Source organism: Geobacillus sp. BK01 (assembly GCF_052220245.1).
In the GTDB taxonomy this organism is placed as follows: domain Bacteria; phylum Bacillota; class Bacilli; order Bacillales; family Anoxybacillaceae; genus Geobacillus.
In genome coordinates, this window is the sequence record NZ_JBQPTH010000001.1 from 1 (window position 1) to 23,322 (window position 23,322).

27 protein-coding genes, 1 pseudogene and 2 other annotated features are annotated in these 23,322 nt (G+C 53.5%); of the genes and pseudogenes, 22 read left to right on the plus strand and 6 right to left on the minus strand.

All coding sequences use genetic code 11. The annotated features are described in order from the left end of the window. The first annotated feature begins 17 nt into the window (after positions 1-17). The 16 genes from mutM to ACTVDO_RS00080 all read left to right on the plus strand — a co-directional run bounded on the left by mutM (position 18) and on the right by ACTVDO_RS00080 (position 13,836). Positions 18-842: a DNA-formamidopyrimidine glycosylase gene (gene mutM, locus ACTVDO_RS00005; protein WP_020960860.1), complete on the plus strand. Its 825-nt coding sequence runs from the start codon at positions 18-20 to the stop codon at positions 840-842. 27 nt (positions 843-869) lie between these two features. Next, positions 870-1,475 carry a dephospho-CoA kinase gene (gene coaE / locus ACTVDO_RS00010; RefSeq protein WP_442900823.1) on the plus strand — a complete coding sequence of 202 codons (606 nt, stop codon included), beginning with the start codon at positions 870-872 and terminating at the stop codon, positions 1,473-1,475. 116 nt (positions 1,476-1,591) lie between these two features. Next, positions 1,592-2,620, plus strand: coding sequence for a glyceraldehyde-3-phosphate dehydrogenase (locus tag ACTVDO_RS00015; protein WP_020960858.1), 1,029 nt, complete (start codon positions 1,592-1,594; stop codon positions 2,618-2,620). Positions 2,621-3,016: 396 nt separating this feature from the next. Then, complete coding sequence (gene speD, locus ACTVDO_RS00020) at positions 3,017-3,391, plus strand: adenosylmethionine decarboxylase (protein WP_020960856.1); 375 nt, start codon at positions 3,017-3,019, stop codon at positions 3,389-3,391. 131 nt (positions 3,392-3,522) lie between these two features. Beyond that, positions 3,523-3,921 (plus strand): hypothetical protein, encoded by a 399-nt coding sequence (locus tag ACTVDO_RS00025; RefSeq protein WP_020960855.1) that lies wholly within the window; start codon positions 3,523-3,525, stop codon positions 3,919-3,921. Positions 3,922-3,988: 67 nt separating this feature from the next. Next, positions 3,989-4,450, plus strand: a complete 462-nt coding sequence (gene nrdR, locus ACTVDO_RS00030; RefSeq protein WP_020960854.1) for a transcriptional regulator NrdR — start codon at positions 3,989-3,991, stop codon at positions 4,448-4,450. Between the two features lie 105 nt (positions 4,451-4,555). After that, positions 4,556-5,947: a replication initiation and membrane attachment family protein gene (locus tag ACTVDO_RS00035; RefSeq protein WP_020960853.1), complete on the plus strand. Its 1,392-nt coding sequence runs from the start codon at positions 4,556-4,558 to the stop codon at positions 5,945-5,947. Positions 5,948-5,958: 11 nt separating this feature from the next. Next, on the plus strand, positions 5,959-6,903 hold the full coding sequence (dnaI, locus tag ACTVDO_RS00040) for a primosomal protein DnaI (RefSeq protein ID WP_020960852.1): 945 nt from the start codon (positions 5,959-5,961) through the stop codon (positions 6,901-6,903). 187 nt (positions 6,904-7,090) lie between these two features. After that, positions 7,091-7,966, plus strand: coding sequence for a putative sporulation protein YtxC (gene ytxC / locus ACTVDO_RS00045; protein WP_020960851.1), 876 nt, complete (start codon positions 7,091-7,093; stop codon positions 7,964-7,966). Positions 7,967-8,290: 324 nt separating this feature from the next. After that, positions 8,291-10,240, plus strand: coding sequence for a threonine--tRNA ligase (gene thrS, locus ACTVDO_RS00050; RefSeq protein ID WP_020960850.1), 1,950 nt, complete (start codon positions 8,291-8,293; stop codon positions 10,238-10,240). Between the two features lie 246 nt (positions 10,241-10,486). Further along, positions 10,487-10,619: a sequence feature (ribosomal protein L20 leader region), on the plus strand. A gap of 53 nt (positions 10,620-10,672) precedes the next feature. After that, positions 10,673-11,194 carry a translation initiation factor IF-3 gene (infC, locus tag ACTVDO_RS00055; protein WP_071990885.1) on the plus strand — a complete coding sequence of 174 codons (522 nt, stop codon included), beginning with the start codon at positions 10,673-10,675 and terminating at the stop codon, positions 11,192-11,194. Positions 11,195-11,206: 12 nt separating this feature from the next. Beyond that, the gene (gene rpmI / locus ACTVDO_RS00060; protein WP_020960848.1) at positions 11,207-11,407 is read left to right on the plus strand and encodes a 50S ribosomal protein L35; all 201 of its coding nucleotides are present in this window, start codon (positions 11,207-11,209) and stop codon (positions 11,405-11,407) included. A 26-nt stretch (positions 11,408-11,433) separates the two neighbouring features. Beyond that, positions 11,434-11,793, plus strand: coding sequence for a 50S ribosomal protein L20 (gene rplT / locus ACTVDO_RS00065; protein WP_023817700.1), 360 nt, complete (start codon positions 11,434-11,436; stop codon positions 11,791-11,793). A gap of 107 nt (positions 11,794-11,900) precedes the next feature. Further along, on the plus strand, positions 11,901-12,152 hold the full coding sequence (locus ACTVDO_RS00070; RefSeq protein ID WP_020960846.1) for a DUF1294 domain-containing protein: 252 nt from the start codon (positions 11,901-11,903) through the stop codon (positions 12,150-12,152). A 15-nt stretch (positions 12,153-12,167) separates the two neighbouring features. Further along, positions 12,168-12,653, plus strand: a complete 486-nt coding sequence (locus ACTVDO_RS00075; RefSeq protein ID WP_442900824.1) for a dUTP diphosphatase — start codon at positions 12,168-12,170, stop codon at positions 12,651-12,653. Between the two features lie 97 nt (positions 12,654-12,750). Next, the gene (locus tag ACTVDO_RS00080) at positions 12,751-13,836 is read left to right on the plus strand and encodes a M42 family metallopeptidase (protein WP_020960844.1); all 1,086 of its coding nucleotides are present in this window, start codon (positions 12,751-12,753) and stop codon (positions 13,834-13,836) included. A gap of 249 nt (positions 13,837-14,085) precedes the next feature. Here the strand turns inward: ACTVDO_RS00080 and ACTVDO_RS00085 are convergent, their stop codons facing one another. The 6 genes from ACTVDO_RS00085 to sspI all read right to left on the minus strand — a co-directional run bounded on the left by ACTVDO_RS00085 (position 14,086) and on the right by sspI (position 17,253). Further along, positions 14,086-14,307, minus strand: coding sequence for a PaaD-like zinc ribbon domain-containing protein (locus tag ACTVDO_RS00085; protein WP_020960843.1), 222 nt, complete (start codon positions 14,305-14,307; stop codon positions 14,086-14,088). Continuing rightward, positions 14,297-14,920, minus strand: a complete 624-nt coding sequence (locus ACTVDO_RS00090; protein ID WP_020960842.1) for a Phenylacetic acid catabolic protein — start codon at positions 14,918-14,920, stop codon at positions 14,297-14,299. Before ACTVDO_RS00090 ends, ACTVDO_RS00085 begins: the two co-directional genes overlap by 11 nt. Continuing rightward, entirely contained in the window at positions 14,917-15,159 is a 243-nt protein-coding gene (locus ACTVDO_RS00095) for a hypothetical protein (protein WP_020960841.1), read from the minus strand. The genes ACTVDO_RS00090 and ACTVDO_RS00095 overlap by 4 nt, the downstream gene beginning before the upstream one ends. After that, positions 15,156-15,485 (minus strand): metal-sulfur cluster assembly factor, encoded by a 330-nt coding sequence (locus ACTVDO_RS00100; protein WP_020960840.1) that lies wholly within the window; start codon positions 15,483-15,485, stop codon positions 15,156-15,158. The genes ACTVDO_RS00095 and ACTVDO_RS00100 overlap by 4 nt, the downstream gene beginning before the upstream one ends. Before the next feature lie 2 nt (positions 15,486-15,487). After that, positions 15,488-16,420 (minus strand): Phenylacetic acid catabolic protein, encoded by a 933-nt coding sequence (locus ACTVDO_RS00105; RefSeq protein WP_020960839.1) that lies wholly within the window; start codon positions 16,418-16,420, stop codon positions 15,488-15,490. A gap of 623 nt (positions 16,421-17,043) precedes the next feature. Next, a complete protein-coding gene (gene sspI, locus ACTVDO_RS00110; RefSeq protein ID WP_020960838.1) occupies positions 17,044-17,253 on the minus strand; it encodes a small acid-soluble spore protein SspI in 210 nt (69 codons plus the stop codon). 137 nt (positions 17,254-17,390) lie between these two features. Between sspI and ACTVDO_RS00115 the strand changes: the two are divergent. From ACTVDO_RS00115 to pheT, 6 genes and pseudogenes are all read left to right on the plus strand, one after another. Then, a pseudogene (locus ACTVDO_RS00115) lies at positions 17,391-17,594 on the plus strand (HI0074 family nucleotidyltransferase substrate-binding subunit); the annotation flags it as partial. 99 nt (positions 17,595-17,693) lie between these two features. Beyond that, positions 17,694-18,218: a peptide-methionine (S)-S-oxide reductase MsrA gene (gene msrA, locus ACTVDO_RS00120; protein WP_442900825.1), complete on the plus strand. Its 525-nt coding sequence runs from the start codon at positions 17,694-17,696 to the stop codon at positions 18,216-18,218. After that, positions 18,215-18,970 (plus strand): TrmH family RNA methyltransferase, encoded by a 756-nt coding sequence (locus ACTVDO_RS00125; RefSeq protein WP_020960835.1) that lies wholly within the window; start codon positions 18,215-18,217, stop codon positions 18,968-18,970. The genes msrA and ACTVDO_RS00125 overlap by 4 nt, the downstream gene beginning before the upstream one ends. A 44-nt stretch (positions 18,971-19,014) precedes the next feature. After that, positions 19,015-19,365: a hypothetical protein gene (locus ACTVDO_RS00130; RefSeq protein ID WP_020960834.1), complete on the plus strand. Its 351-nt coding sequence runs from the start codon at positions 19,015-19,017 to the stop codon at positions 19,363-19,365. Between the two features lie 54 nt (positions 19,366-19,419). After that, positions 19,420-19,655 (plus strand) — a binding site (T-box leader). A gap of 39 nt (positions 19,656-19,694) precedes the next feature. Continuing rightward, positions 19,695-20,729, plus strand: a complete 1,035-nt coding sequence (pheS, locus tag ACTVDO_RS00135) for a phenylalanine--tRNA ligase subunit alpha (RefSeq protein ID WP_020960833.1) — start codon at positions 19,695-19,697, stop codon at positions 20,727-20,729. A 21-nt stretch (positions 20,730-20,750) separates the two neighbouring features. Beyond that, positions 20,751-23,165: a phenylalanine--tRNA ligase subunit beta gene (pheT, locus tag ACTVDO_RS00140; protein ID WP_442900826.1), complete on the plus strand. Its 2,415-nt coding sequence runs from the start codon at positions 20,751-20,753 to the stop codon at positions 23,163-23,165. The last annotated feature ends 157 nt before the right edge of the window (positions 23,166-23,322 follow it).

Sequence of the window (23,322 nt, forward strand, 5' to 3'; positions counted from 1 at the left end):
GGAAAGGAGGGGATGTGATGCCGGAATTGCCGGAGGTGGAAACAATCCGCCGCACGCTCTTGCCGCTTGTCGTCGGGAAAACGATTGCGGATGTTCGTGTTTTTTGGTCGAACATCATCCGTCACCCGCAAGACCCGGAGACGTTTGCCGCCAGGCTCGCCGGGCAGACGGTGCGCGGCATCGAGCGGCGCGGGAAATTTTTGAAGTTTTTGCTTGACCGGGATATGCTCGTCTCCCATTTGCGCATGGAAGGGCGCTATACTGTCGCCAATGCACACGAACCGCTCGATCCGCATACGCATGTCGTGTTTTGTTTTACTGACGGCAACGAACTCCGCTACCGCGATGTGCGCAAGTTTGGGACGATGCATGTGTATCCGAAGGAGGAGGGAGACCGCCAACCGCCGCTTGATCAATTAGGGCCGGAGCCGCTTTCTCCGGCGTTTTCCCCGGCCATATTGGCCGAGCGGGCCGCGAAAACGAAGCGGGCCGTAAAAGCGTTGCTGCTTGACCAAACAGTCGTCGCCGGGTTTGGCAACATTTACGTTGACGAATCGCTGTTTCGCGCCGGCATTCTTCCCGACCGGCCGGCTGCTTCACTGACAAGAGAAGAAATCAAACGGCTGCATGAACAAATGGTCGCGACCATCGGGGAGGCGGTCATGAAAGGGGGAAGCACGGTGCGCACATATGTGAACACACAAGGGGAAGCGGGCACGTTTCAACATAGTTTGTTCGTATACGGCCGCAAAGGGGAGCCGTGTAAACGATGCGGCGCCCCGATTGAAAAAACGGTTGTCGCCGGCCGTGGCACGCACTATTGTCCGCGCTGCCAGCGGTAGGCGGCAGGCAAAAAGGAGAGACGGCAAATGGCAGTAACGATCGGGTTGACCGGTGGGATCGCGAGCGGCAAAAGCACGGTCAGCGCCATGATGCGCGAGCTCGGCCTTCCGGTCATTGACGCGGACGAGGCGGCGCGCGCGGTTGTCGAACCGGGAGAGGAAGCGTACCGGCAAATCGTCGCGGCTTTCGGCCCGGACATGTTACAGGATGACGGCAGCATCAATCGGGCCAAACTCGGGGCGATCGTGTTCAATGATGAACAAGCGCGGAAAACACTCAACGCCATCGTCCATCCGGCCGTGCGCCGGAAAATGCTCGCGGAAAAAGAGGCGCACATCCGCTCGGGGGCAAAAACGATCGTATTAGATATCCCGCTGTTATTTGAAAGCGGGCTGACGGCCTGGGTGGATAAAGTGCTTGTCGTGTATGTCGATGATGACGTGCAGCTCCGCCGGCTCATGGCGCGCAACGGTTTTACGAAAGAGGAAGCGCTCGCCCGCATCCGCGCCCAGTGGCCGATGGCGGAAAAGGTGAAACGGGCCGATGCGGTCATTGACAATAACGGAACCATCGAAGAGACGCGCCGGCAGCTATTGTCGATTTTACAGCAGTGGGACGCCTTGGAAAAATAGGCGTCTTTTTTGTTTGTTTTTTGTTATTTTGTTCTCCACATTTTTGAAAAATATGATATACTATTTATACAGGTTCAGGAAAATAGTATAACATATATGAGGGGAGAACAAGGTGAATGAAGGCGAAAGTGGCGATTAACGGATTCGGACGAATTGGACGGATGGTATTCCGGAGAGCCATCGATTCTCCTGATCTTGAGATTGTGGCGGTCAATGCCAGCTATCCGCCGGAAACGTTAGCCCATCTAGTGAAATACGACTCCAACCACGGCAAATTTGACGGCGATGTCGCCGCTTTGGAAGACGGACTGCTTGTCAACGGCAAAAAAGTGCGGTTATTGAACTCGCGCGACCCGCAGCAACTGCCGTGGAAAGAGCTTGATATCGATATCGTGATTGAAGCGACCGGCAAATTTAACGCCCGCGAAAAAGCAAGCCTCCACTTAGATGCCGGGGCGAAGCGCGTCATTTTAACGGCTCCGGGCAAAAATGAGGATGTGACGATCGTCGTCGGCGTCAACGAACAAATGTTGGATCTCGACCGTCATTTCATCATTTCGAATGCTTCATGCACGACGAACTGTCTCGCCCCGGTCGTGAAAGTGCTTGATGAAGCGTTCGGAATTGAAAACGGATTGATGACGACCGTTCACGCCTATACGAACGATCAAAAAAATATTGACAATCCGCATAAAGATTTGCGCCGCGCCCGCTCATGCGCACAATCCATCATTCCGACGACGACCGGGGCGGCGAAGGCGCTTGGCTTAGTGTTGCCGCATTTGAAAGGAAAGCTTCACGGCATGGCGCTGCGCGTCCCGACGCCGAACGTGTCGCTTGTCGATTTGGTCGTCGACGTCAAACGGGATGTGACGATTGACGAGGTGAACGAGGCGCTGCTTCGCGCAGCGGGCGGTCCGCTGAAAGGCATTTTAGATTTCACGATGGAACCGCTCGTGTCGATCGATTTCAACACGAACCCGCATTCCGCGATCATTGACGGTTTGTCGACGATGGTCATCGACGGGCGGAAAGTGAAAGTGCTTGCTTGGTATGACAACGAGTGGGGCTATTCGTGCCGCGTCGTCGACTTGGCTCGTCTTGTCGCTGCCAAAATGAACGAACAGCTTCATGTTAATGCGTAACCATTCCGCCGGCTTCCGCCGGCGTTATTTTATGATCCCGAATCGGGAAGCCTCCCTTCTGGCGTGGGCGCACAGGAGGGGGCGTTCAATGGCCGGCCGCCTTGGCGCACCGCAAGACCCGTCAAATCCGTTTTCGGAAGCGTTCCGCCCGGCGCCGGCTGGCTTGGACGTTTTTCCTTTTCTTATGTAAAAAAAATTAAAAAAGCATGTTGCAAAAACCCCCTAAACAAAGTATACTATGTCTCGTGAACTTCTTAACGGCAAAGGTAATGTGACTACTTAAAGGGTTAGGACCTCTTAGGACTAACTTTCCCCCGTGGTAGTTATACATGCCATTTTGCAAACGACAATCTGTTTTTTTATTTGAGAAAATTGGTTAAAAGGGGGATTCTTTGCATGGATACGATGGGTCGTCACGTTATCTCGGAACTTTGGGGATGCGACTTTGACAAACTGAATGATATCGATTTTATTGAAAAAACGTTTGTTGACGCCGCATTAAAGTCGGGGGCAGAGATTCGCGAAGTCGCGTTCCATAAATTTGCTCCACAAGGCGTAAGCGGGGTCGTCATTATCTCGGAATCTCATTTAACGATTCACACGTTTCCTGAACATGGCTATGCGAGCATTGATGTGTATACATGCGGCCATTTAGACCCGACGATTGCCGCTGATTACATCGCCGAAAAGCTCGGCGCGCAAACGCGGGAAACGATCGAACTGCCGCGCGGCATGCGTCCAATCGAAGTGAAAAAGGCGCACGCGCTGTAATCCTATAACGACGGAACCAAAAGGAGCGTAAGCAAAACGCTCCTTTTTTTACTCTTTCGGTTTCCGGCGGTACAACGCCGGCGCAAATCATGGTATGATGAAAGAAAAAGAACGACTAGGGAGACGTGGCGATGAGCGTGTGGAAAAAGTTGAAGTATGCGTTGACGAACCATTGCGAGACGAGAGAAGCCCATGAAGATCCGGAGTTGCGGAGCCATTATTACAAAGCGGCCAACCGCGCAGTCATGGATGCGGTCAAAGAGCAGCTCTCGTCGTTGCCCAACGCCGAGCTGCTTTCCGTTTCCGAGGAGCGCGGCGAACTTTGCGCCCAGACGCGGCGGGGAAAGAAGCTGTTTATCGTCGCTACCGTTGTTTCGGTCCGGCCGTTTGAAACGGCAGTCGACTTTTCGGTGACGACCGAGACGAAGCTGTTGCCGTTTGATTTCGGGCGCAGTCGGGCGGTGATCCTTGAACTGTATCGGAAGCTTGATGCCCGCCTGCCATATATCGGCTCCGGGTTAAACAGCTAACTATGGCTTGTCTGCTTCCCGTCATTCCGGTATGATAGAAAAGAAGAAGACAAACGGAGTGAATGTTATGCGATGTCCGTCATGCCATTATCAAGGCACGCGCGTGCTTGACTCGCGCCCGGCCGAGGAAGGCCGTTCGATCCGCCGCCGGCGGGAGTGCGAACAATGCCATTATCGGTTTACAACGTTTGAGCGGATTGAGGAGCCGCCGCTCATCGTGGTGAAAAAAGAAGGAACCCGTGAAGAGTTCAGCCGCGAAAAGATTTTGCGCGGTTTGATTAAAGCGTGCGAAAAGCGTCCGGTGGCGCTCGAAGAACTGGAAAAGGTAACGCAGGAAATCGAGCGCGAACTGCGCAATCAAGGCGTATCAGAAGTGAAAAGCGAAACGATCGGCGAAATGGTCATGGAGCGGCTGTCGCGCATTGACGAAGTGGCTTATGTCCGCTTCGCCTCCGTCTATCGGCAGTTTAAAGACATTAATGTGTTCATTGAAGAACTAAAAGAGTTGATCAAAAAAGGACAGCGGTAAAAAGGGCTTTGGCGTTAGGCGACAAGCCCTTTTTTCAACGGTTTTTCGGGCGGGAAAGGGGAGAGGCGGATTGAAACGAATACGGCGAAACGGAAGGTCGGAACGATGGAACACCATTGGAAGGAATTGATTGCTGTCGACCGGTACACGGTGCAAAGCCGCGGCGTATTGCACGATGTCGATCGAAAAGTGTTGACGATGCTCTATCAGCCGCTCATCGGCCATCGCGCGCTCGCGCTTTATATGACGCTTTGGGGGGAACTTGAGCTGCTCGGCGGCCGGGAAGCGACCCATCACCGACTGATGGCGCTGATGCAATGCGGGCTTCCGGACATTTACAGCGAACGGCTGAAGCTGGAAGGAATCGGGTTGTTGAACACGTACGTCCGCGCTTTGGAAACGGAAGAGCTGAAACAGTTTCTTTACGAGCTGCGTCCACCGCTGGCGCCCGATCAGTTTTTTCGTGATGAAATGCTTGGGGTCTTTTTGTATCGGCAAGTCGGACGCCATTTGTTTGCCCAACTCAATGAGTTTTTCGCCCGCCCCGCGGTCGACGAGACGAAGTTCACCCGGGTGACGCGCTCGTTTTCTGATGTTTTTTCATCCGTCCAAGCCGAACAAATCGTCGCCGGCTTCAGTGAGGAGGCTGGGCACGAACTCGAGCCGCCGGACGGGAGGGTGCACATCGGACGGGACGGGGCATCGTATACACTCGATGACGACGTGTTTGATTTTGAACTGTTTTTTGCTGGACTGTCGAAGCAAATAGTGCCGCGTCGGGCGGTGACGGCGAAAGTGAAAGAAGCGATCAAAAAGCTCGCATTTTTGTACGGCATTCCCCCTCTTGACATGCAAAAAATCGTCCTTGGCGTCATCGATCCGGCGTACCATATCGATATTGACGCGCTGCGCCAGGCGGCGCGCGAATGGTATGAACTTGAGCATGGCAGCGCCGCGCCGCGGCTTGTTGAACGGGTGCAGCCGCTCGCCCACCGGACGATGGAGGGCGTCGAACCGCGCACGAAGGAAGAACAGCTCATGAAGCAGCTCGAGACGATTTCCCCGCGCCAGCTGCTAAAAGAAATTTCAGGCGGCGCTGAGCCGTCGCTAAGTGACTTGCAGCTCGTTGAAGACATTATGTTTCAGCAGCAGCTCCTCCCTGGTGTCGTCAATGTGTTGATTTATTACGTGATGCTGAGGACGAATATGAAACTATCAAAAAAATATGTGGAAAAAATCGCTAGTCATTGGGCGCGCAAAAAGGTGCGCACCGTCAAAGAGGCGATGGAACTGGCAAAAGAGGAAGCGAAGACATATCAAAATTGGGCGAATGAAAAGGAAAAAGGAACGCGGACAGTGCGCAAAGTTGTGCGCACCGAAATCGTTCCCGACTGGCTGAAGATGGACTACAGCCAACCGGATGATGACGATTTTGATGTGGAACAGGCACGCAAAGAGCTTGAGCAACGGCTGAAAAAATACCGTGATGGATCGTAGGTGTAAAAGCGATGGAACGAGTAAACCACTTGTTGCAGCGGCTGCTTGGCAACCAAGGATTTAAGCAGCGTTACGAACAAATGAGGCGCTATATTTTGACGCATCCGGACGTGCAGCCGTTTTTGCGGGCGCACGAGCAGCGGTTGTCCGATGACATGGTGGACCGCGGCTTGATGAAGCTGTATGAATTTATCGAGCAAAGCCGGCATTGTCGCCAATGCCCGGGGCTCGGGCAATGCCCGAACATGCTGCCGGGATATCGTCCGAACTTGGTGATCACCGCCGGGCGGATTGACACCGAGTACGACCGCTGCCCGAAAAAAGTGCAAGAGGACGAGCGGAGACAGCAGGAATCGCTCATTCAAAGCATGTTCGTGCCGCGTGAAATTTTGCACGCTTCGCTGTCTGATCTTGATTTGAGCGATGACGGGCGGATTAAAGCGATCAAGTTCGCCGAGAAGTTTGTAACAGAATACGAGCCGGGGAAAAAAATGAAAGGGTTATATTTGCACGGGTCGTTTGGTGTCGGCAAAACGTATTTGCTCGGGGCGATCGCCAACGAGCTGGCAAAGCGGAAAATCTCATCGCTCATCGTCTATGTGCCGGAGCTGTTTCGCGAGCTGAAACATTCGCTCCAAGACCAGACGATGAACGAAAAGCTCGATTATGTAAAAAAAGTGCCGGTGCTTATGCTCGATGACCTTGGGGCTGAAGCGATGTCGAGCTGGGTCCGCGACGATGTGCTCGGCCCGATTTTGCAATACCGGATGTTTGAAAATTTGCCGACGTTTTTTACGTCCAACTTTGATATGCAGCAGCTTGCCCATCATCTAACGTATTCACAGCGCGGCGAGGAAGAGAAAGTGAAAGCGGCGCGCATTATGGAACGGATTCGTTATTTGGCGTACCCGATTGAACTGACCGGACCAAACCGCCGCGAGCAAGGCGGATCATAAACGCACCGCGTTCCCTTAGCATCTGTCCGCTCTTTGTCAACGGCTCCCGAAAACAGGGTGCCGATTTTTTTGTGCCGCCGTATGTCGGCGAAACGACGCTAAGCTTTGCGCTTTTTTTAGTCTAAACGGCCGGTTGTCCCCATATATATAAACCAAGCATTGATTTCGGGTTAAGGGGGGACAGCGGGTGATCGAAATCCATTTTGATGAGGCAAGCGAGGCGAAGAAGCTGTTTTGGCTGCTGAACGAACGGAAACGGGATGCCGGTCCGCTGTTTCACGCCGTTTGCGACGGAAACAAAACCGTGGCGGTTTACATACATGGCGAGGAGAAGCACGTGCTTGAAGCGCATATCATACCGGTCTTGACGGCGTTTGTGCGGGGAAGTGTAGAAGATCGGCTGCTTTTATCGATCATCTCCGACGTTTTTTATTTCCGCGACCGCGAGGAACAGCAGCAAATTTTAGCGCTCGCCCATTCGTTTTTGGATGGCGAGCGGCGCGATTACCGGAAAGGGGAAGGATTTGCCGCTTCGCGCATGGCGCTGCTGCGCGAGGCATTCGCTTCGTTTTTGCGCGACGGGCTGTCGTTTTCGTTTTCGTCGTTTGCCACGTTCCGGCTCAGGCCATACATAGAGCGCCTTCAACATTATGTCGAACTGGCGATTGATGAATACAAACTCGAGCAAGAGTATCAAAATTTTGTGCAAATGCTGCGCGACTGTGTAGCCGCACGGGAGCCAAAACGTCTCCGTCTATATTTGGTGCATGACCCACCCCGCTTTTTGTTTTACGACAGTCACCGGCGGGAGCTGTCAGCCGAAGAGGTGAAGCAACTGATTGACCGTCATCTTGTCGTCAGCCAGCCGATGTATATCGATTCTTCCGTGTTGGCGCCGCTTGTTTCGCTTGCCCCGGCGGAAATCGAACTATACACCGACCATCCGGATGACGGCATGGTGCAGACGCTGCAAAACGTGTTTCAAGAGCGGCTTTGCCTGCGCCGCCGCGCCGATTTTTCCCGGCCGTTTGCCGCTAACGCCGGAAATTGGGAAGAATCTTGATTTTTCTTTTCGGTTCCGCTATAATGTCGTACATGAATAACCTCATAGACAAGCGATGACGAGGACACGGGCGCATTTTTACGGTTTCCAGAGAGGGAAGGCAGCGGCTGGAACCTTCCTAACACGAAAAATGTGCTTACCCCCTCAGAGCTGCGGCAGCGAACGGAACGCCCAGTAGTTGCCGCCGGCATTACGGCCGTTACAAGTGTTGAGCCATGGCGTTCTGTTGCCATGGGAAGAAGGGTGGAACCGCGACGAAAACTCGTCCCTTTTGAGGGAGGAGTTTTTTTATTTTTCATCATCATGACAAAGGAGTGATTGCCGATGCCAGACATGATCCGCATTACGTTCCCGGACGGGGCGCAAAAGGAGTTTGCGCGCGGGACATCGACTGAAGACATCGCCGCCTCGATCAGTCCGGGGCTGAAAAAGAAAGCCATCGCCGGCAAACTGAACGGCCGGTTTGTTGACTTGCGCACGCCGCTTCATGAGGACGGCGAGCTGGTGATCATCACCCAAGACATGCCGGAGGCGCTTGACATTTTGCGCCATAGCACCGCCCATCTCATGGCGCAGGCGGTTAAGCGGCTGTATGGCAATGTCAAGCTTGGCGTCGGGCCGGTTATTGAAAACGGCTTCTATTACGATATTGATATGGAGCATAAACTGACACCGGACGATTTGCCAAAAATTGAGGCGGAAATGCGCAACATTGTCAAAGAAAACTTGGATATCGTCCGCAAAGAAGTGAGCCGGGAAGAAGCGATCGGCCGGTATGAGGAAATCGGCGATGATCTCAAACTCGAATTGATCCGCGACATCCCGGAAGGCGAGACGATTTCCATTTACGAGCAAGGCGAGTTTTTCGACCTTTGCCGCGGTGTGCACGTGCCGTCGACCGGAAAAATCAAAGAGTTTAAGCTGCTCAGCATCTCGGGCGCCTACTGGCGCGGCGACAGCAACAACAAAATGCTGCAGCGCATTTACGGCACGGCGTTTTTCAAAAAAGAAGAGTTGGACCGTTATTTGCATTTGCTTGAAGAGGCGAAAGAGCGCGACCATCGCAAATTAGGCAAAGAGCTTGATTTGTTTACGACATCGCAAAAAGTCGGACAAGGTTTGCCGCTTTGGCTTCCGAAAGGCGCGACAATCCGCCGCACGATCGAGCGGTATATCGTCGACAAAGAAATCGCCCTCGGTTACGACCATGTATATACGCCGGTGCTTGGCAGTGTTGAGCTGTACAAAACATCGGGTCACTGGGATCACTATAAAGAAAACATGTTCCCGCCGATGGAAATGGATAACGAGCAGCTTGTGCTGCGCCCGATGAACTGCCCGCACCATATGATGATTTACAAAAGCAAGCTGCACAGCTACCGCGAGCTGCCGATCCGCATCGCGGAGCTCGGCACGATGCACCGCTACGAAATGTCCGGGGCGCTCACCGGCCTGCAGCGCGTCCGGGGCATGACGCTCAACGACGCTCACATTTTCGTGCGCCCCGATCAAATCAAAGACGAATTTAAGCGCGTCGTCAATTTGATTTTGGACGTGTATAAAGATTTCGGGCTCGATGAGTATTCGTTCCGCCTGTCGTACCGTGACCCGCATGATAAAGAAAAGTATTATGACGATGATGAGATGTGGGAAAAAGCGCAACGGATGCTGCGCGAGGCGATGGACGAGCTCGGCCTTGACTACTACGAAGCCGAAGGAGAAGCGGCGTTTTACGGGCCGAAGCTCGATGTGCAAGTGCGCACAGCGCTTGGCAAAGACGAAACGCTCTCAACGGTGCAGCTCGACTTCTTGCTGCCGGAGCGGTTTGACCTTACCTACATCGGCGAAGACGGGAAACCGCACCGCCCGGTCGTCATCCACCGCGGCGTCGTCTCGACGATGGAACGGTTTGTCGCCTTCTTAATCGAAGAATACAAAGGCGCGTTTCCGGCGTGGCTCGCTCCGGTGCAAGTTACGGTGATCCCGGTGTCGCCGGAGGCGCACCTCGATTATGCGTATGACGTGCAACGGACGTTAAAAGAAAACGGCTTTCGCGTCGAAGTCGATGAGCGCGACGAAAAAATCGGCTACAAAATCCGGGAAGCGCAAATGCAAAAAATCCCGTACATGCTCGTTGTCGGCGACAAAGAAGCGGCCGAGCGGGCGGTTAACGTCCGCCGCTATGGCGAAAAAGAAAGCCGGACGATGGCGCTTGGCGAGTTTATCGCCATACTGGAAGAAGATGTGCAGCAAAAACAGGCGAAAGGCCGATGAGCCGACAGCGGTCCACAGGCGGCATGCCCGCCTGCCGGACCGCATTTTTTCGAGGCGGACGGCTGCGCTGCCCTAGAAACGGGGAAAGAAGGGTTCGAAAACTTTTTGGCAACAAATCAAAAGTTTTCTCTTGTCAATGAAGCAATGATTCGCTATAATAAAGGACGTTGTGTTTATCAAGAGCCGCTCCTTGACATGCCATCGCCAAGGTGGTATAGTGTATAAAGTGGAATGATTGCTTGTTTGTAACAAAAGCAGAAGCACCCGCTTCTCACCTGACCGACGCCAAGAAGGCTGTTGGCAGGTTGTTACGGTTCGCCGATTTTTTTGTCCGAACGTCGTGCGCGGGTGCTTTATGCATCCGCGCTTTTTCGTTAGGAGCGGGATTCTGTCGGCAAACAAGCCAGTCGGAAAAAACCTTGGAGGTGGCTCATTATTAGCAAAGATTTTATTATCAATGAACAAATCCGTGCCCGGGAAGTGCGCTTAATCGATCAAAACGGCGATCAGCTCGGCATTAAGTCGAAGCAAGAAGCGCTCGAGATCGCGGCAAGACGCAACTTGGACCTCGTGCTTGTCGCCCCGAACGCCAAACCGCCCGTTTGCCGCATTATGGATTACGGCAAATTCCGTTTTGAGCAGCAAAAGAAAGAAAAAGAAGCGCGCAAAAAGCAAAAGGTGATCAACATTAAAGAGGTGCGCCTCAGCCCGACGATCGAGGAGCATGACTTTAACACGAAACTGCGCAACGCGCGCAAGTTTTTGGAAAAAGGTGATAAAGTGAAGGCGACGATCCGCTTTAAAGGGCGGGCGATCACCCATAAAGAAATCGGGCAGCGCGTCCTTGACCGCTTCTCGGAAGCGTGCGCCGACATCGCGGTCGTCGAAACGGCGCCGAGAATGGACGGGCGCAACATGTTTTTAGTGCTGGCACCGAAAAACGACAACAAGTAAGGAGGAACTACGATGCCAAAAATGAAAACTCACCGCGGCTCGGCCAAACGGTTCAAAAAAACGGCGAGCGGCAAATTAAAACGCGGCCATGCGTATACGAGCCACTTGTTTGCCAATAAAACGAAAAAACAAAAACGCCAGCTTCGTAAAGCGGCGCTTGTTTCACCTGGCGACTTCAAACGCATCCGCCAAATGCTTGACAACTTGAAATAATGACCGATTCATAGGAGGGAACGATTATGCCACGCGTAAAAGGTGGACCAGTGACGCGCAGACGTCGCAAAAAAGTATTGAAGCTTGCGAAAGGGTATTTCGGCGCGAAACACGCGTTATATAGAGTTGCGAACCAACAAGTCATGAAATCGCTCATGTACGCGTATCGCGACCGTCGTCAACGGAAGCGCGATTTCCGCAAATTGTGGATCGCCCGCATCAATGCGGCGGCCCGCCAAAACGGCTTGTCGTACAGCCGTTTGATGCACGGTTTGAAACAGGCCGGCGTTGAAGTGAACCGGAAAATGCTCGCCGATTTGGCGGTCAACGACCAAGCGGCATTCGCCCAACTCGCTGACTTGGCGAAAGCGAACTTGAATAAGTAACCGTGATGGCCATCCTGACGAAGGGTGGCCGTTTTTTCTTCGGCAACGAAATGGACCGTGAAAGCCGGTCAGCGCTACGGTTTTTCGTGTCAAGGAAAGGGATGGATATGGTACAATACGGAATAGCGATGAACCTTCTTGCCTTTTTCATGATGGGGCTTGACAAATATAAGGCGAAGCGCCGCCGCTTCCGCATCGCCGAGCGGACGCTTTGGCTGCTGTCGTTTGCGGGCGGGGCCATCGGTGCAGCGGTTGGGATGCATGTATTCCGCCATAAGACGCGCCATCGCGTCTTTCGCTATGGGTTGCCGCTGCTGGCGGCTGCGGAGGTGTTTTTCTATTGGAAGTGGATGCGGTAGAAGGGGGGAAAGAGCATGGACTGGCTTTTGCTTTACGACATGCAGCGCGCCTTGGACGAGCGGATTGAAACAGAGCACGGTCTTGTGCATGAAGCGTTGTTCAATCGAAAATTGCTCGCCTTTCTCGTCGAGCTGGGAGAGCTGGCCAACGAGACGCGCTGTTTTAAATTTTGGAGCGTGAAGCCACCGGCGCCGGCGGAACGGGTGCTCGAGGAGTATGTCGACGGTTTGCATTTTTTGCTGTCGCTCGGATTGGAGTGCGGGCTGTTTTATGAAAGCCGAGAGCTTCCGGCTGTCGAGCGGCCGCTTGTCGAGCAGTTTTTGGCCGTCTTTCGCGCCGCCGAGCGGTTTGGCGCAACGAGGGGGCGCGAGGAGTATGAGGGGCTGTTTGCCGACTATTTGCGCCTTGGGGCGGCGCTTAAGTTTTCACCGGATGAGATTACAGCGGCGTACCGGCGGAAAAATGAAGTGAATCATCAGCGGCAAAACGAACGGTATTAACTTGTTTGTCTTTCGGGAAGCGAATGATTGAATTTTGCCAACCGCCAGTCTTTTCAAGTATAATAAAAAGTGGACAAAAACGGAAAGGGGTACCAAAATGGCGAAGTTGGATGAAACGTTGACGATGCTGAAAGCGCTGACCGATGCAAAAGGCGTCCCCGGCAACGAACGGGAAGCGCGCGATGTGATGAAGACATACATAGCCCCGTATGCGGATGAAGTGACAACCGACGGCCTCGGCAGCTTAATCGCGAAAAAAGAAGGGAAATCAGGCGGGCCGAAAGTGATGATCGCCGGCCATTTGGATGAAGTCGGCTTTATGGTGACGCAAATCGATGACAAAGGGTTCATCCGCTTTCAGACGCTCGGCGGCTGGTGGAGCCAAGTAATGCTCGCCCAGCGCGTCACGATCGTGACGAAAAAAGGAGACATCACCGGCGTCATCGGCTCAAAGCCGCCGCACATTTTGCCGCCGGAGGCGCGCAAAAAACCGGTCGACATCAAAGACATGTTCATCGACATCGGCGCGACAAGCCGCGAGGAAGCGATGGAATGGGGCGTCCGCCCGGGCGATATGATCGTGCCGTATTTCGAATTTACGGTACTGAACAATGAAAAAATGCTCCTAGCGAAAGCATGGGACAACCGGATTGGCTGTGCCATCGCCATCGATGTGCTCAAGCAGTTAAAAGAGGTTGACCATCCGAACACCGTATACGGCGTCGGAACGGTGCAAGAGGAAGTCGGCTTGCGCGGCGCGCGCACGGCCGCCCAGTCCATCGAGCCGGATATCGCGTTTGCTGTTGATGTCGGCATTGCCGGCGACACGCCGGGCGTCTCGGAAAAAGAAGCGATGGGCAAACTCGGTGCCGGCCCGCACATCGTCTTGTACGATGCGACGATGGTGTCGCACCGCGGCTTGCGTGAATTCGTCATCGAAGTGGCGGAGGAGCTGAACATTCCGTATCATTTTGACGCCATGCCAGGCGGAGGCACGGACGCCGGGGCGATTCACTTAACCGGCATTGGCGTTCCGTCGCTGACGATCGCCATCCCGACGCGCTACATCCATTCCCACGCCGCCATTTTGCATCGCGACGACTATGAAAATACGGTCAAGCTGCTTGTCGAAGTCATCAAACGGCTTGACGCCAATAAGGTGAACGAAATTACATTTGAATAAACAGCCGAAAAGACCGACCTAAAAACGAGTTCTTTTGGCCATATAGCCTGCTCTGTCTTAAAAGCCGGTGGATTTCATCACCAACGCGGCCAAGGAAAGCGTTGTTCAAGTAGGAAATTTTGTGAACGCGGCGCTTTAGCGGGGAGAGGAAACCATCGGTTCCTGACCATGACGTGTCGCATTGCGTAAATGCGAAAAAGGTGTCCCGAACATTTCGGGACACTTTCTTGTTGACAGATTAAGCGCCACTTATTGTGCCGGCGTATGCGCGGCTCCTGTTATGAAGTTTCTTGATTGGCCCACATGTTCTGACCGCTCTTCGCTTTGCCAGCGGATGTATTCAAACACGCTTTTGCATGAATGACAGTAAAACTGTCTGACCAATTGTGCTGTGCCAAACGGCGCGATCAGCTGCACATTGGTAGAATGGCAAAAGGAGCAGTGCGGCTTTTCATCGTAATTATTTTGCATCGGTCACCGCCTCTTTCCGCCAAACGTGTCGAAGGCCGTTTTGGAAGCGGGCAAGCAAATCCCGATAGGACAAATACGGGTATAACTCAACCGTTTCCTCCATTTCTTTTAACCATTGCTCGACTTCAGGCACGATGCGATGGAGCGCGTTTTCAAATCGTTTCGGCACCGATCCTTGATCACGAAGCAATTTGATCGCCCAGTTCTCGGAGTAGATGCAATGTTCCTTATGCTCTAAAAACAGCTTGTTGACATGGGATACAACCTCTTTGTGATCCGTATTCACCAACGATTCAAAGATGACATCGATGGCGAGATTAATAACATAAAAGTTGGCGATTAACTCAATCCAGCCGTTCGTCTCTCTAACCGCTTTGAACGATTTCCCGGTTTCGCCTTTAATATCCGGTTTTTTGCCAACATGCCCGTTCAAGTCAAACGTCCACCAATACAATAGCCGCGCATGCCCTAATTCCCCTTGCGCCATTGCGATGGAAGCGAGCATCGATTCCACATCCGGAGCGCTGAATCCCACCTTCGCCAAACGATCGCCTAAAACGAATTTGTTATCGGCAATGCCTTCAATCAACGTGATTAACGCGTTTTTGCTCATATCGCTTCAGCTCCTTTAATACGGGATTCATAATTCATCACACCGTCAGAAAGGGAGACGGGCAAAAAGTTCTCTTTCTTGACGACAAACATTTCAAACCAGTCTTCTTCATCATACGTGAAGTTTGCATAAATTTTGGCCAAGCTGTCCGAGTCGGCATCAACGGAACCGATAAACATCAGGTCATCTCCGCGATTGATCCGGGCAAAAACGTAATACTCGTGTTTTTCGTTGTTCATTTCGCGCTCACACCCCAATATTTCAATTTTTCTTTTGCTTTTTCGCTTAAGCGGTCAACGGTCCAAACCGGATCCCAAACGACGTGGATATTGACGTGGTTAACGAAATCTTCTTGCAGCAGTCGGTCACGGATATCGCTTTCAATCCATTCCATGCACGCGCATGACGATGCGGTGTACGTCATCGTGATGTCAACCGTGCCGTCTTTTTCTTTAATGTCATAGATTAGTCCCATATCCACCACACTGACAGGAAATTCAGGATCCATCACTTCCGTAAGCGCTTCCCAACAGATCGTTTCTTTTGTGTTGGAAACGGATTCCATTGTTATACCACCTCTTTTCGTGCTTGCTCCAGCTCGTAATATCCTTTTTGCACTCTTTCCACAAACTCTTTATTTTGCGGACCGCGGGCTTTAAACCGTTTCACGACGTTTTCCCACGTATCCGGCTGGTCAAACAGCCATTTTTTCTTTTCAGGATCAAACTTGCACGGGAACGGAACATCAAGAACGTATTTTCCTGTTTCCTCGTCGTAATGCGCAGGCACTTTCACCCCGATTTTTTCGCAGAACGGAACGGCAGTCGAGAGCCAAATTTGCCGCAGCTCATCGTTTGTGCTTCCTTTCAGGCTATATTCGAGCTGTGCGGACCGCTTTTTCAAGTGGTCGGCCACACCGAAAAACTCGAGCGCCATCAAGAACATCCAATCGACTGCTTCTTGCACGAGTTTTGCGGTTTCCGGCTGTTTCATGGCGTTTCTCATAATGACCTCGCCGTTGCGCAAATGGAACAACTCTTCTTTGTCCACTTTCACAAGGGCGCGCTTCCATGGACCGTAGGACGTATGGCGGAAGGCATCGCCGAGAAGCGTATAGCCCGCCCGGTCGAAAAACGCGTTAAACACGCCAAATTCAATCCAGTTATCCAATTTAAAGTCGAAGGCATACGGGTTTTTCCATTCATGAGGCTCCCGTTTAAACATCAAGCTTTCAATATCTTCTCCTAAATCTTTCAGCAACCGCCAGGCGATGTGGGCGTGTCCGATTTCGTCTTGCATGACCGCCAAGGCGGTGATTTTTAAGTTTAGGCTCGGAATATCATCGTACACTGTCAACAGCGGCGGAACGCTTAACAGCTCGGTATCCGCCACAATCTTAAGCGTCTGTTTCAGCGCTTCGCGATACTCGTCGTTCATATCCTCCTGATTTTCCAAAATAAACCCGTTTTTAATTTTTTGAATTAATTCTTCCTTCGTCATAATATCCCCTCACCTTTATTTATTATGTTTTTTAAAATATCGTTTCTAAAACATAATATAAAACAATTCAAAAATTCAGTCAATAACATTTTTATATTTTTTATATTTTTTTGTTACTTTCCATGTTTTGATGTGTGATTTCGCTGTTTTCGGGTCATGTATTTTTTATATTTAGATAGTGAAAATAGTAAAAAGTAATACGGATTTTTTACTATAGATAAAAAAACGTAATAATGGATGACGGTTCAGCTTGCCGGGGTGCTCATTTGGCTTGGGTTGTCATGCGTTAGACGGTGGCGAAACCGGATTGGGGAAAAGGGAGAGGCTACATGGCGGGTGGGAATGACTGTAATTAAAAAAACGGGGGAGGAAAATGGAAAAGCCGCCCTCAATCGGGCGGACTGTTCCAGCTGATGTGGGCTGTTGACGCTGTCTGAAAGGCAGGTCATTGAACGGAATGTACAGCCCTCTCATAGAGCTTCGGAAATGGAAGGGATTTGCGTCAGCCGGTTTCTTTCCCGCATGGCACGCGATCAAGGGAAACCGTTGATTTTTTGCCACCCTTCAGGCGGAAAAGATCACCGCGGCGAAAACAGCGCGGTGGCTGTCGGCCTTTTATTGCTTTACTGCTTTACGGCCTGCTCGAGTGTGGTGAGCATCATGTCTTTTTGCTGCTCACTCGCCCGTTTCCAAATGGCTTCGAACAAGACGCCAAGACCGGGCAAATATTTTTCCTCGCCCCGTTGAATGGCGTCTTCGATCGTATTTTCGAGCTGGTCTTTCGAGTTGTTGGCAACATTGTGCATAATCGCATGACGAAGGTTTAAATCCATTGTCATCACCTCGTTTGCCGTTTTGTACACCGTTATCGTTTGCCAATGAGGGCGGATTTATGCATGAGCGGCCCGTGTCATATGGTATAATAGGGAAAAAACGAGAGCGAAATGAGTGATGATGATGGCCGCGAAACCGCCCGGTTCGCGAGGCGTTTCGGGAAGGGCTGATTCAAGGCGGGGAGATATGGCTTCGCATGCTCGAAGACCGCAACCGAACATCCCATACGTATGATGAAGAAACGGCGATGGACATGTATGAACGCATTCCCACACACTATATCCTCCTGTTTGACCGTTTGCTTCACGAAATGAAGCAACGGCTTGACTCATCGACATGAGCGGCCGGCGTGCACCCTGCTTTGGGCGTGAAAGATGACAACGGCTCACATTTTGCTATAATCACAAGGAAGAAACTTGACGCATGAGGTGACGACACAATGGAAAAAGCGACATTCGCCGGCGGCTGCTTCTGGTGCATGGTGACGCCGTTTGAGGAGCTTGACGGCATTTTCGGCATCGTCTCCGGCTATACGGGCGGGCATGTCGAAAACCCGACGTATGAGCAAGTGAAAACAGGCACGACCGGCCACTACGAAGCGGTGCAAATTACGTTTGATCCGGACGTCTTTCCGTATGAGCGGCTTTTGGAGCTGTATTGGTGTCAAATCGACCCGACCGATGACGGCGGCCAGTTTCACGACCGCGGACCGCAATACCGGACGGCGATTTTTTACCATAACGAAACACAGCGCCAGCTCGCCGAGCAGTCGAAGCGGGCGTTAGAAGAAAGCGGCCGCTTTTCAAAGCCGATTGTGACGAAAATTTTGCCGGCGACAACGTTTTACCCGGCCGAAGAGTATCATCAAAACTACCATAAGAAAAATCCGGAGCATTACAAGCAGGACCGCGCTGCGTCCGGACGCGACGAGTTTATCGCCAACCATTGGGGGACGAAGCGGTGAAGCGGATCGAATCGCCGAAAAACGCACGCGTGAAGCAGTGGAAAAAGCTGTTGACGAAAAAAGGGCGCGATGAGACCGGGTGGTTTTGGCTCGAAGGATTCCATCTTGTCGAAGAGGCGGTCAAAAGCAACGCCCCTCTTGTCGAACTGATCGTCGATGAGCAAACAGCCGTCCCGCCCGGCTGGAACGTTGGCGACGTCCCGGTTGCGGTCGTGACCGAAGCGGTGATGAAGGCCGTCAGCAGCACGGAAACGCCGCAAGGCATCGCCGCGGTGTGCCGCCAGTTGCCAGCCGAGCTTGACGGCGTGAAGACCGCCTTGCTCATTGACGCCGTGCAAGACCCAGGCAACCTCGGGACGATGATTCGCACCGCCGACGCCGCCGGGATCGACGCCGTCATCCTTGGCGAAGGGTGCGCCGACTTGTACAATCCGAAGGTCGTGCGAGCGACGCAAGGGTCGCTGTTTCACCTTCCGGTTGTCAAAGGCGACCTGGCGCAATGGATCGCGCGTTTCAAGGAGCGGGGCATTCCGGTGTACGGCACCGCCCTGGAGAACGCCGCCGATTACCGCACTGTTCGTCCATCGTCCTCATTCGCCTTGCTCGTCGGCAATGAAGGAAGCGGCGTCCGGCGCGAGTGGCTTGAGATGACGACGGAAAACATCTATATCCCGATCTACGGCCAAGCCGAATCGCTCAACGTCGCCGTCGCCGCTGGAATTTTGCTTTATTCGCTGCGGGCGATGAGGTAAAATAAAATTATTGAAAATCAAACGGACAAGGGAGCGGGAGACGGATGGATGACGAACTGCGGGCGTTATTGAACGCGGTGCTTGAGCGTCTTGATGTTCAAGGGGCCTACATCGAACAAATGCGCATCGATATCGCCAAACTGCAGGGAAGCGTGACGAAGCTTGAAGACAAAGTCGATCGCATCCAAAGCGACGTTGATGCGATGAAAAAAGATATGGATGCGATGAAAAAAGACATGGACGCCATGAAAAAGGATATGTTAGGGGTCAAAAAAGATGTTGCCGCGCTCAAGGAAGGCCAAGTGCGGCAGGAAAAAATTATGGAGCGCCTCGCGATCCGCTCGATTGAACAGGAAGCAGAAATCGATGAGCTGCGCAAAGAAATTTCGGCCTGACCTTGCCTTTGCCTTTTTCTTTGCGTATAATGAATAGCGACATTTCCCATACCGACAACAACGATGACGGAGAAAAGTAGCTTGCCGCTCGCCATCCAGGGAGAAAACGCCGTAGACTGGGAGCGTTTTTATGGCCGACGCAAGTGAAGTTCACCTCCCGAGTTGGCACCGGGACCATCCCAAAAGGGGATGTAAAGGTGCTCCGGCTTTCGGCCGTTATCGCAATGAAGCGAACAGTGCGCTTGTGCTGTTAACAAGGGTGGTACCGCGAGCAACAACTCGTCCCTTATGGGGGCGGGTTTTTTTATTTGATACGAGGAGGGATTGGTGTGAAAGAACGGCTGCACGAGCTGAAACGCGAGGCGCTTGAACAAATCGGCCAAGCCCGTGACTTAAAAGCGCTCAACGACGTGCGCGTCGCCTATTTGGGCAAAAAAGGGCCGATTACTGAAGTGTTGCGCGGCATGGGGGCGCTGCCGCCCGAGGAGCGCCCGAAACTCGGGGCGCTGGCCAACGAAGTGAGAGAGGCGATCCAACAGGCGCTGGAAGCGAAACAAGCGCAACTCGAAGAGGAGGAAGTCGAGCGCAAATTAGCCGCCGAAGCGATCGATGTGACGCTGCCCGGCCGGCCGGTGCGTCTTGGCAACCCGCATCCGCTCACACGCGTCATTGAAGAAATTGAAGATTTGTTTATCGGCATGGGCTATACGATCGCCGAAGGGCCGGAAGTCGAGACCGACTATTACAACTTTGAGGCGCTCAACTTGCCGAAAGGACACCCGGCCCGCGATATGCAAGATTCGTTTTACATCACCGACGAGATTTTGCTTCGCACCCACACATCGCCGATGCAGGCGCGGACGATGGAGAACCACCGCGGGCGCGGCCCGGTGAAAATCATTTGCCCGGGCAAAGTGTACCGCCGCGACACCGATGATGCGACGCATTCGCACCAGTTTACGCAAATTGAAGGGCTGGTCGTTGACCGGAACATTCGGATGAGCGATTTGAAAGGGACGCTGCGCGAATTCGCCCGCAAGCTGTTTGGCGAAGGGCGCGACATCCGCTTCCGGCCGAGCTTTTTCCCGTTCACCGAGCCGTCGGTCGAAGTCGACGTGTCTTGCTTCCGTTGCGAAGGGCGGGGCTGTGGCGTCTGCAAAGGCACGGGCTGGATTGAAATTTTAGGCGCCGGCATGGTGCACCCGAACGTGCTCGAGATGGCCGGCTTTGATTCGAAAACGTACACCGGCTTTGCGTTCGGCATGGGGCCGGAACGGATCGCGATGCTGAAGTACGGCATTGACGACATCCGCCATTTCTATCAAAACGATCTACGTTTCTTGCGGCAATTTTTGCGTGTGTAACAGAAAAAGGAGGGGTTTTGCATGCTCGTGTCTTACCGTTGGCTGAGCGAGTACGTCGATTTGACGGGCGTCACCGCCAAAGAGCTCGCCGAACGCATCACGAAAAGCGGCATTGAAGTTGAGCGGGTCGAGGCGCTCGACCGCGGGATGAACGGCGTCGTCATCGGCCATGTGCTCGAATGCGAGCCGCATCCGAACGCCGATAAACTGCGGAAATGCCTCGTTGACCTTGGCGAAGGCGAGCCGGTGCAAATCATTTGCGGCGCCCCGAACGTCGCCAAAGGGCAAAAAGTTGCCGTCGCCAAAGTCGGGGCGGTGCTGCCGGGCAACTTTAAAATCAAACGGGCGAAGCTGCGCGGGGAAGAATCGAACGGCATGATTTGTTCGCTGCAAGAGCTTGGCGTCGAGGCGAAAGTCGTGCCGAAAGAGTATGCGGACGGCATTTTCGTCTTCCCGAGCGACGCGCCGGTCGGCGCCGATGCCATCGAGTGGCTCGGCTTGCGCGATGAAGTGCTCGAGCTTTCGTTAACGCCCAACCGCGCCGACTGTTTAAGCATGATCGGCGTCGCCTATGAAGCGGCCGCCATTCTCGGCCGTGAAGTCAAGCTGCCGGAAGCGGCGGTCAAGGAAACGAACGAAAACGTTCACGACTATATTTCGGTGCGCGTTGAGGCGCCGGAAGACAACCCGCTTTATGCCGGGCGGATCGTGAAAAACGTCCAGATCGGCCCGTCGCCGCTTTGGATGCAGGCGCGTTTGATGGCGGCCGGCATTCGCCCGCACAACAACGTCGTTGACATTACGAACTACATTTTGCTTGAGTACGGCCAGCCGCTGCACGCGTTTGACTACGACCGCCTCGGTTCGCAGGAAATTGTCGTCCGGCGGGCGAAGGCAGGCGAAACGATCGTCACGCTCGATGATGTCGAGCGGAAGCTGACCGAGGACCACCTTGTCATCACGAACGGCCGCGAGCCGGTCGCCTTAGCCGGCGTGATGGGCGGGGCGAATTCGGAAGTGCGCGATGATACGAAAACCGTGTTCATTGAAGCGGCGTACTTCACGAGCCCGGTCATCCGCCAAGCCGTGAAAGACCACGGACTGCGCAGCGAAGCGAGCACCCGGTTTGAAAAAGGCATCGATCCGGCGCGGACGAAAGAAGCGCTCGAGCGCGCCGCGGCGTTGATGGCCGAATACGCCGGCGGCGAGGTCGTCGGCGGCGTCGTGGAAGCGAGCGTGTGGCGTGAGGAGCCGGTGGCGGTGGCGGTCACGCTTGAACGGATCAACGGTGTCCTCGGCACGGCGATTACGAAAGAGGAAGTGGCCGCGATTTTGTCGAACTTGCAATTTCCGTTTACAGAAGACAACGGAACGTTCACCGTTCATGTCCCATCGCGCCGCCGCGATATTGCGATCGAAGAAGATATCATCGAGGAAGTCGCCCGCCTGTACGGCTACGACCATTTGCCGGCGACGTTGCCGGTGGCCGAGGCAAAACCGGGCGAGCTGACGCCATACCAAGCGAAACGCCGCCGCGTCCGCCGCTATTTGGAAGGCGCCGGCTTGTTCCAGGCGATCACGTATTCATTGACGAGCCCGGACAAAGCGACGCGGTTTGCTTTGGAGACCGCCGAACCGATCCGCTTGGCGCTGCCGATGAGCGAGGAGCGGAGCGTTCTCCGGCAAAGTTTAGTGCCGCATTTGCTTGAAGCGGCGAGCTACAACCGCGCCCGCCAAGTCGAGAACGTCGCCTTGTATGAAATCGGCTCCGTCTATTTGTCTCGCGGGGAAAACGTCCAACCGGCGGAAAAAGAGCGGCTCGCCGGCGTTCTCACCGGCTTATGGCACGCCCATTTATGGCAAGGCGAGAAAAAGGCGGCTGACTTTTATGTCGCCAAAGGCATTTTGGACGGCTTGTTCGACTTGCTTGGACTCGCCGCCCGCATCGAATACAAGCCGGCCAAGCGCGCCGATTTGCATCCCGGGCGGACGGCGGACATCGTGCTTGACGGAACGGTCATCGGCTTTGTCGGCCAGCTCCATCCGGCGGTGCAAAAAGAGTGGGACTTAAAGGAAACGTACGTCTTTGAACTCGCCTTGGCCGAGCTGTTGAATGCCGAAAGTGAAGCGATCCGCTACGAGCCGATTCCGCGCTTCCCGTCGGTCGTGCGCGACATCGCGTTGGTCGTCGATGAAACCATCGAAGCTGACGCCTTGAAGCGGGCGATCGCCGAAGCCGGAAAGCCGCTCGTCAAAGACGTCTCCCTCTTTGACGTCTACCAAGGCGACCGCCTGCCGGACGGGAAAAAATCGCTCGCCTTCTCGCTCCGCTTCTACGATCCGGAGCGGACGCTCACGGACGAAGAGGTGGCCGCCGTCTACGAGCGGGTGCTCGCCGCGGTCGAGAAGCAGTTTGGCGCGGTGCTGCGCGGGTGAAACAAAACGCTGTCCCGACCCGGGGCGGCGTTTTTTCCTCGCTTGCTGAGTGCGGGTTTCAAACCATTTAGTCATCTATTTGTGTTGCCAGAAGGCGGGAAAAAGATCGCCATCACCGCTTGTTCTTGGTTAAATGAATGGCAGCCACCATGACGGG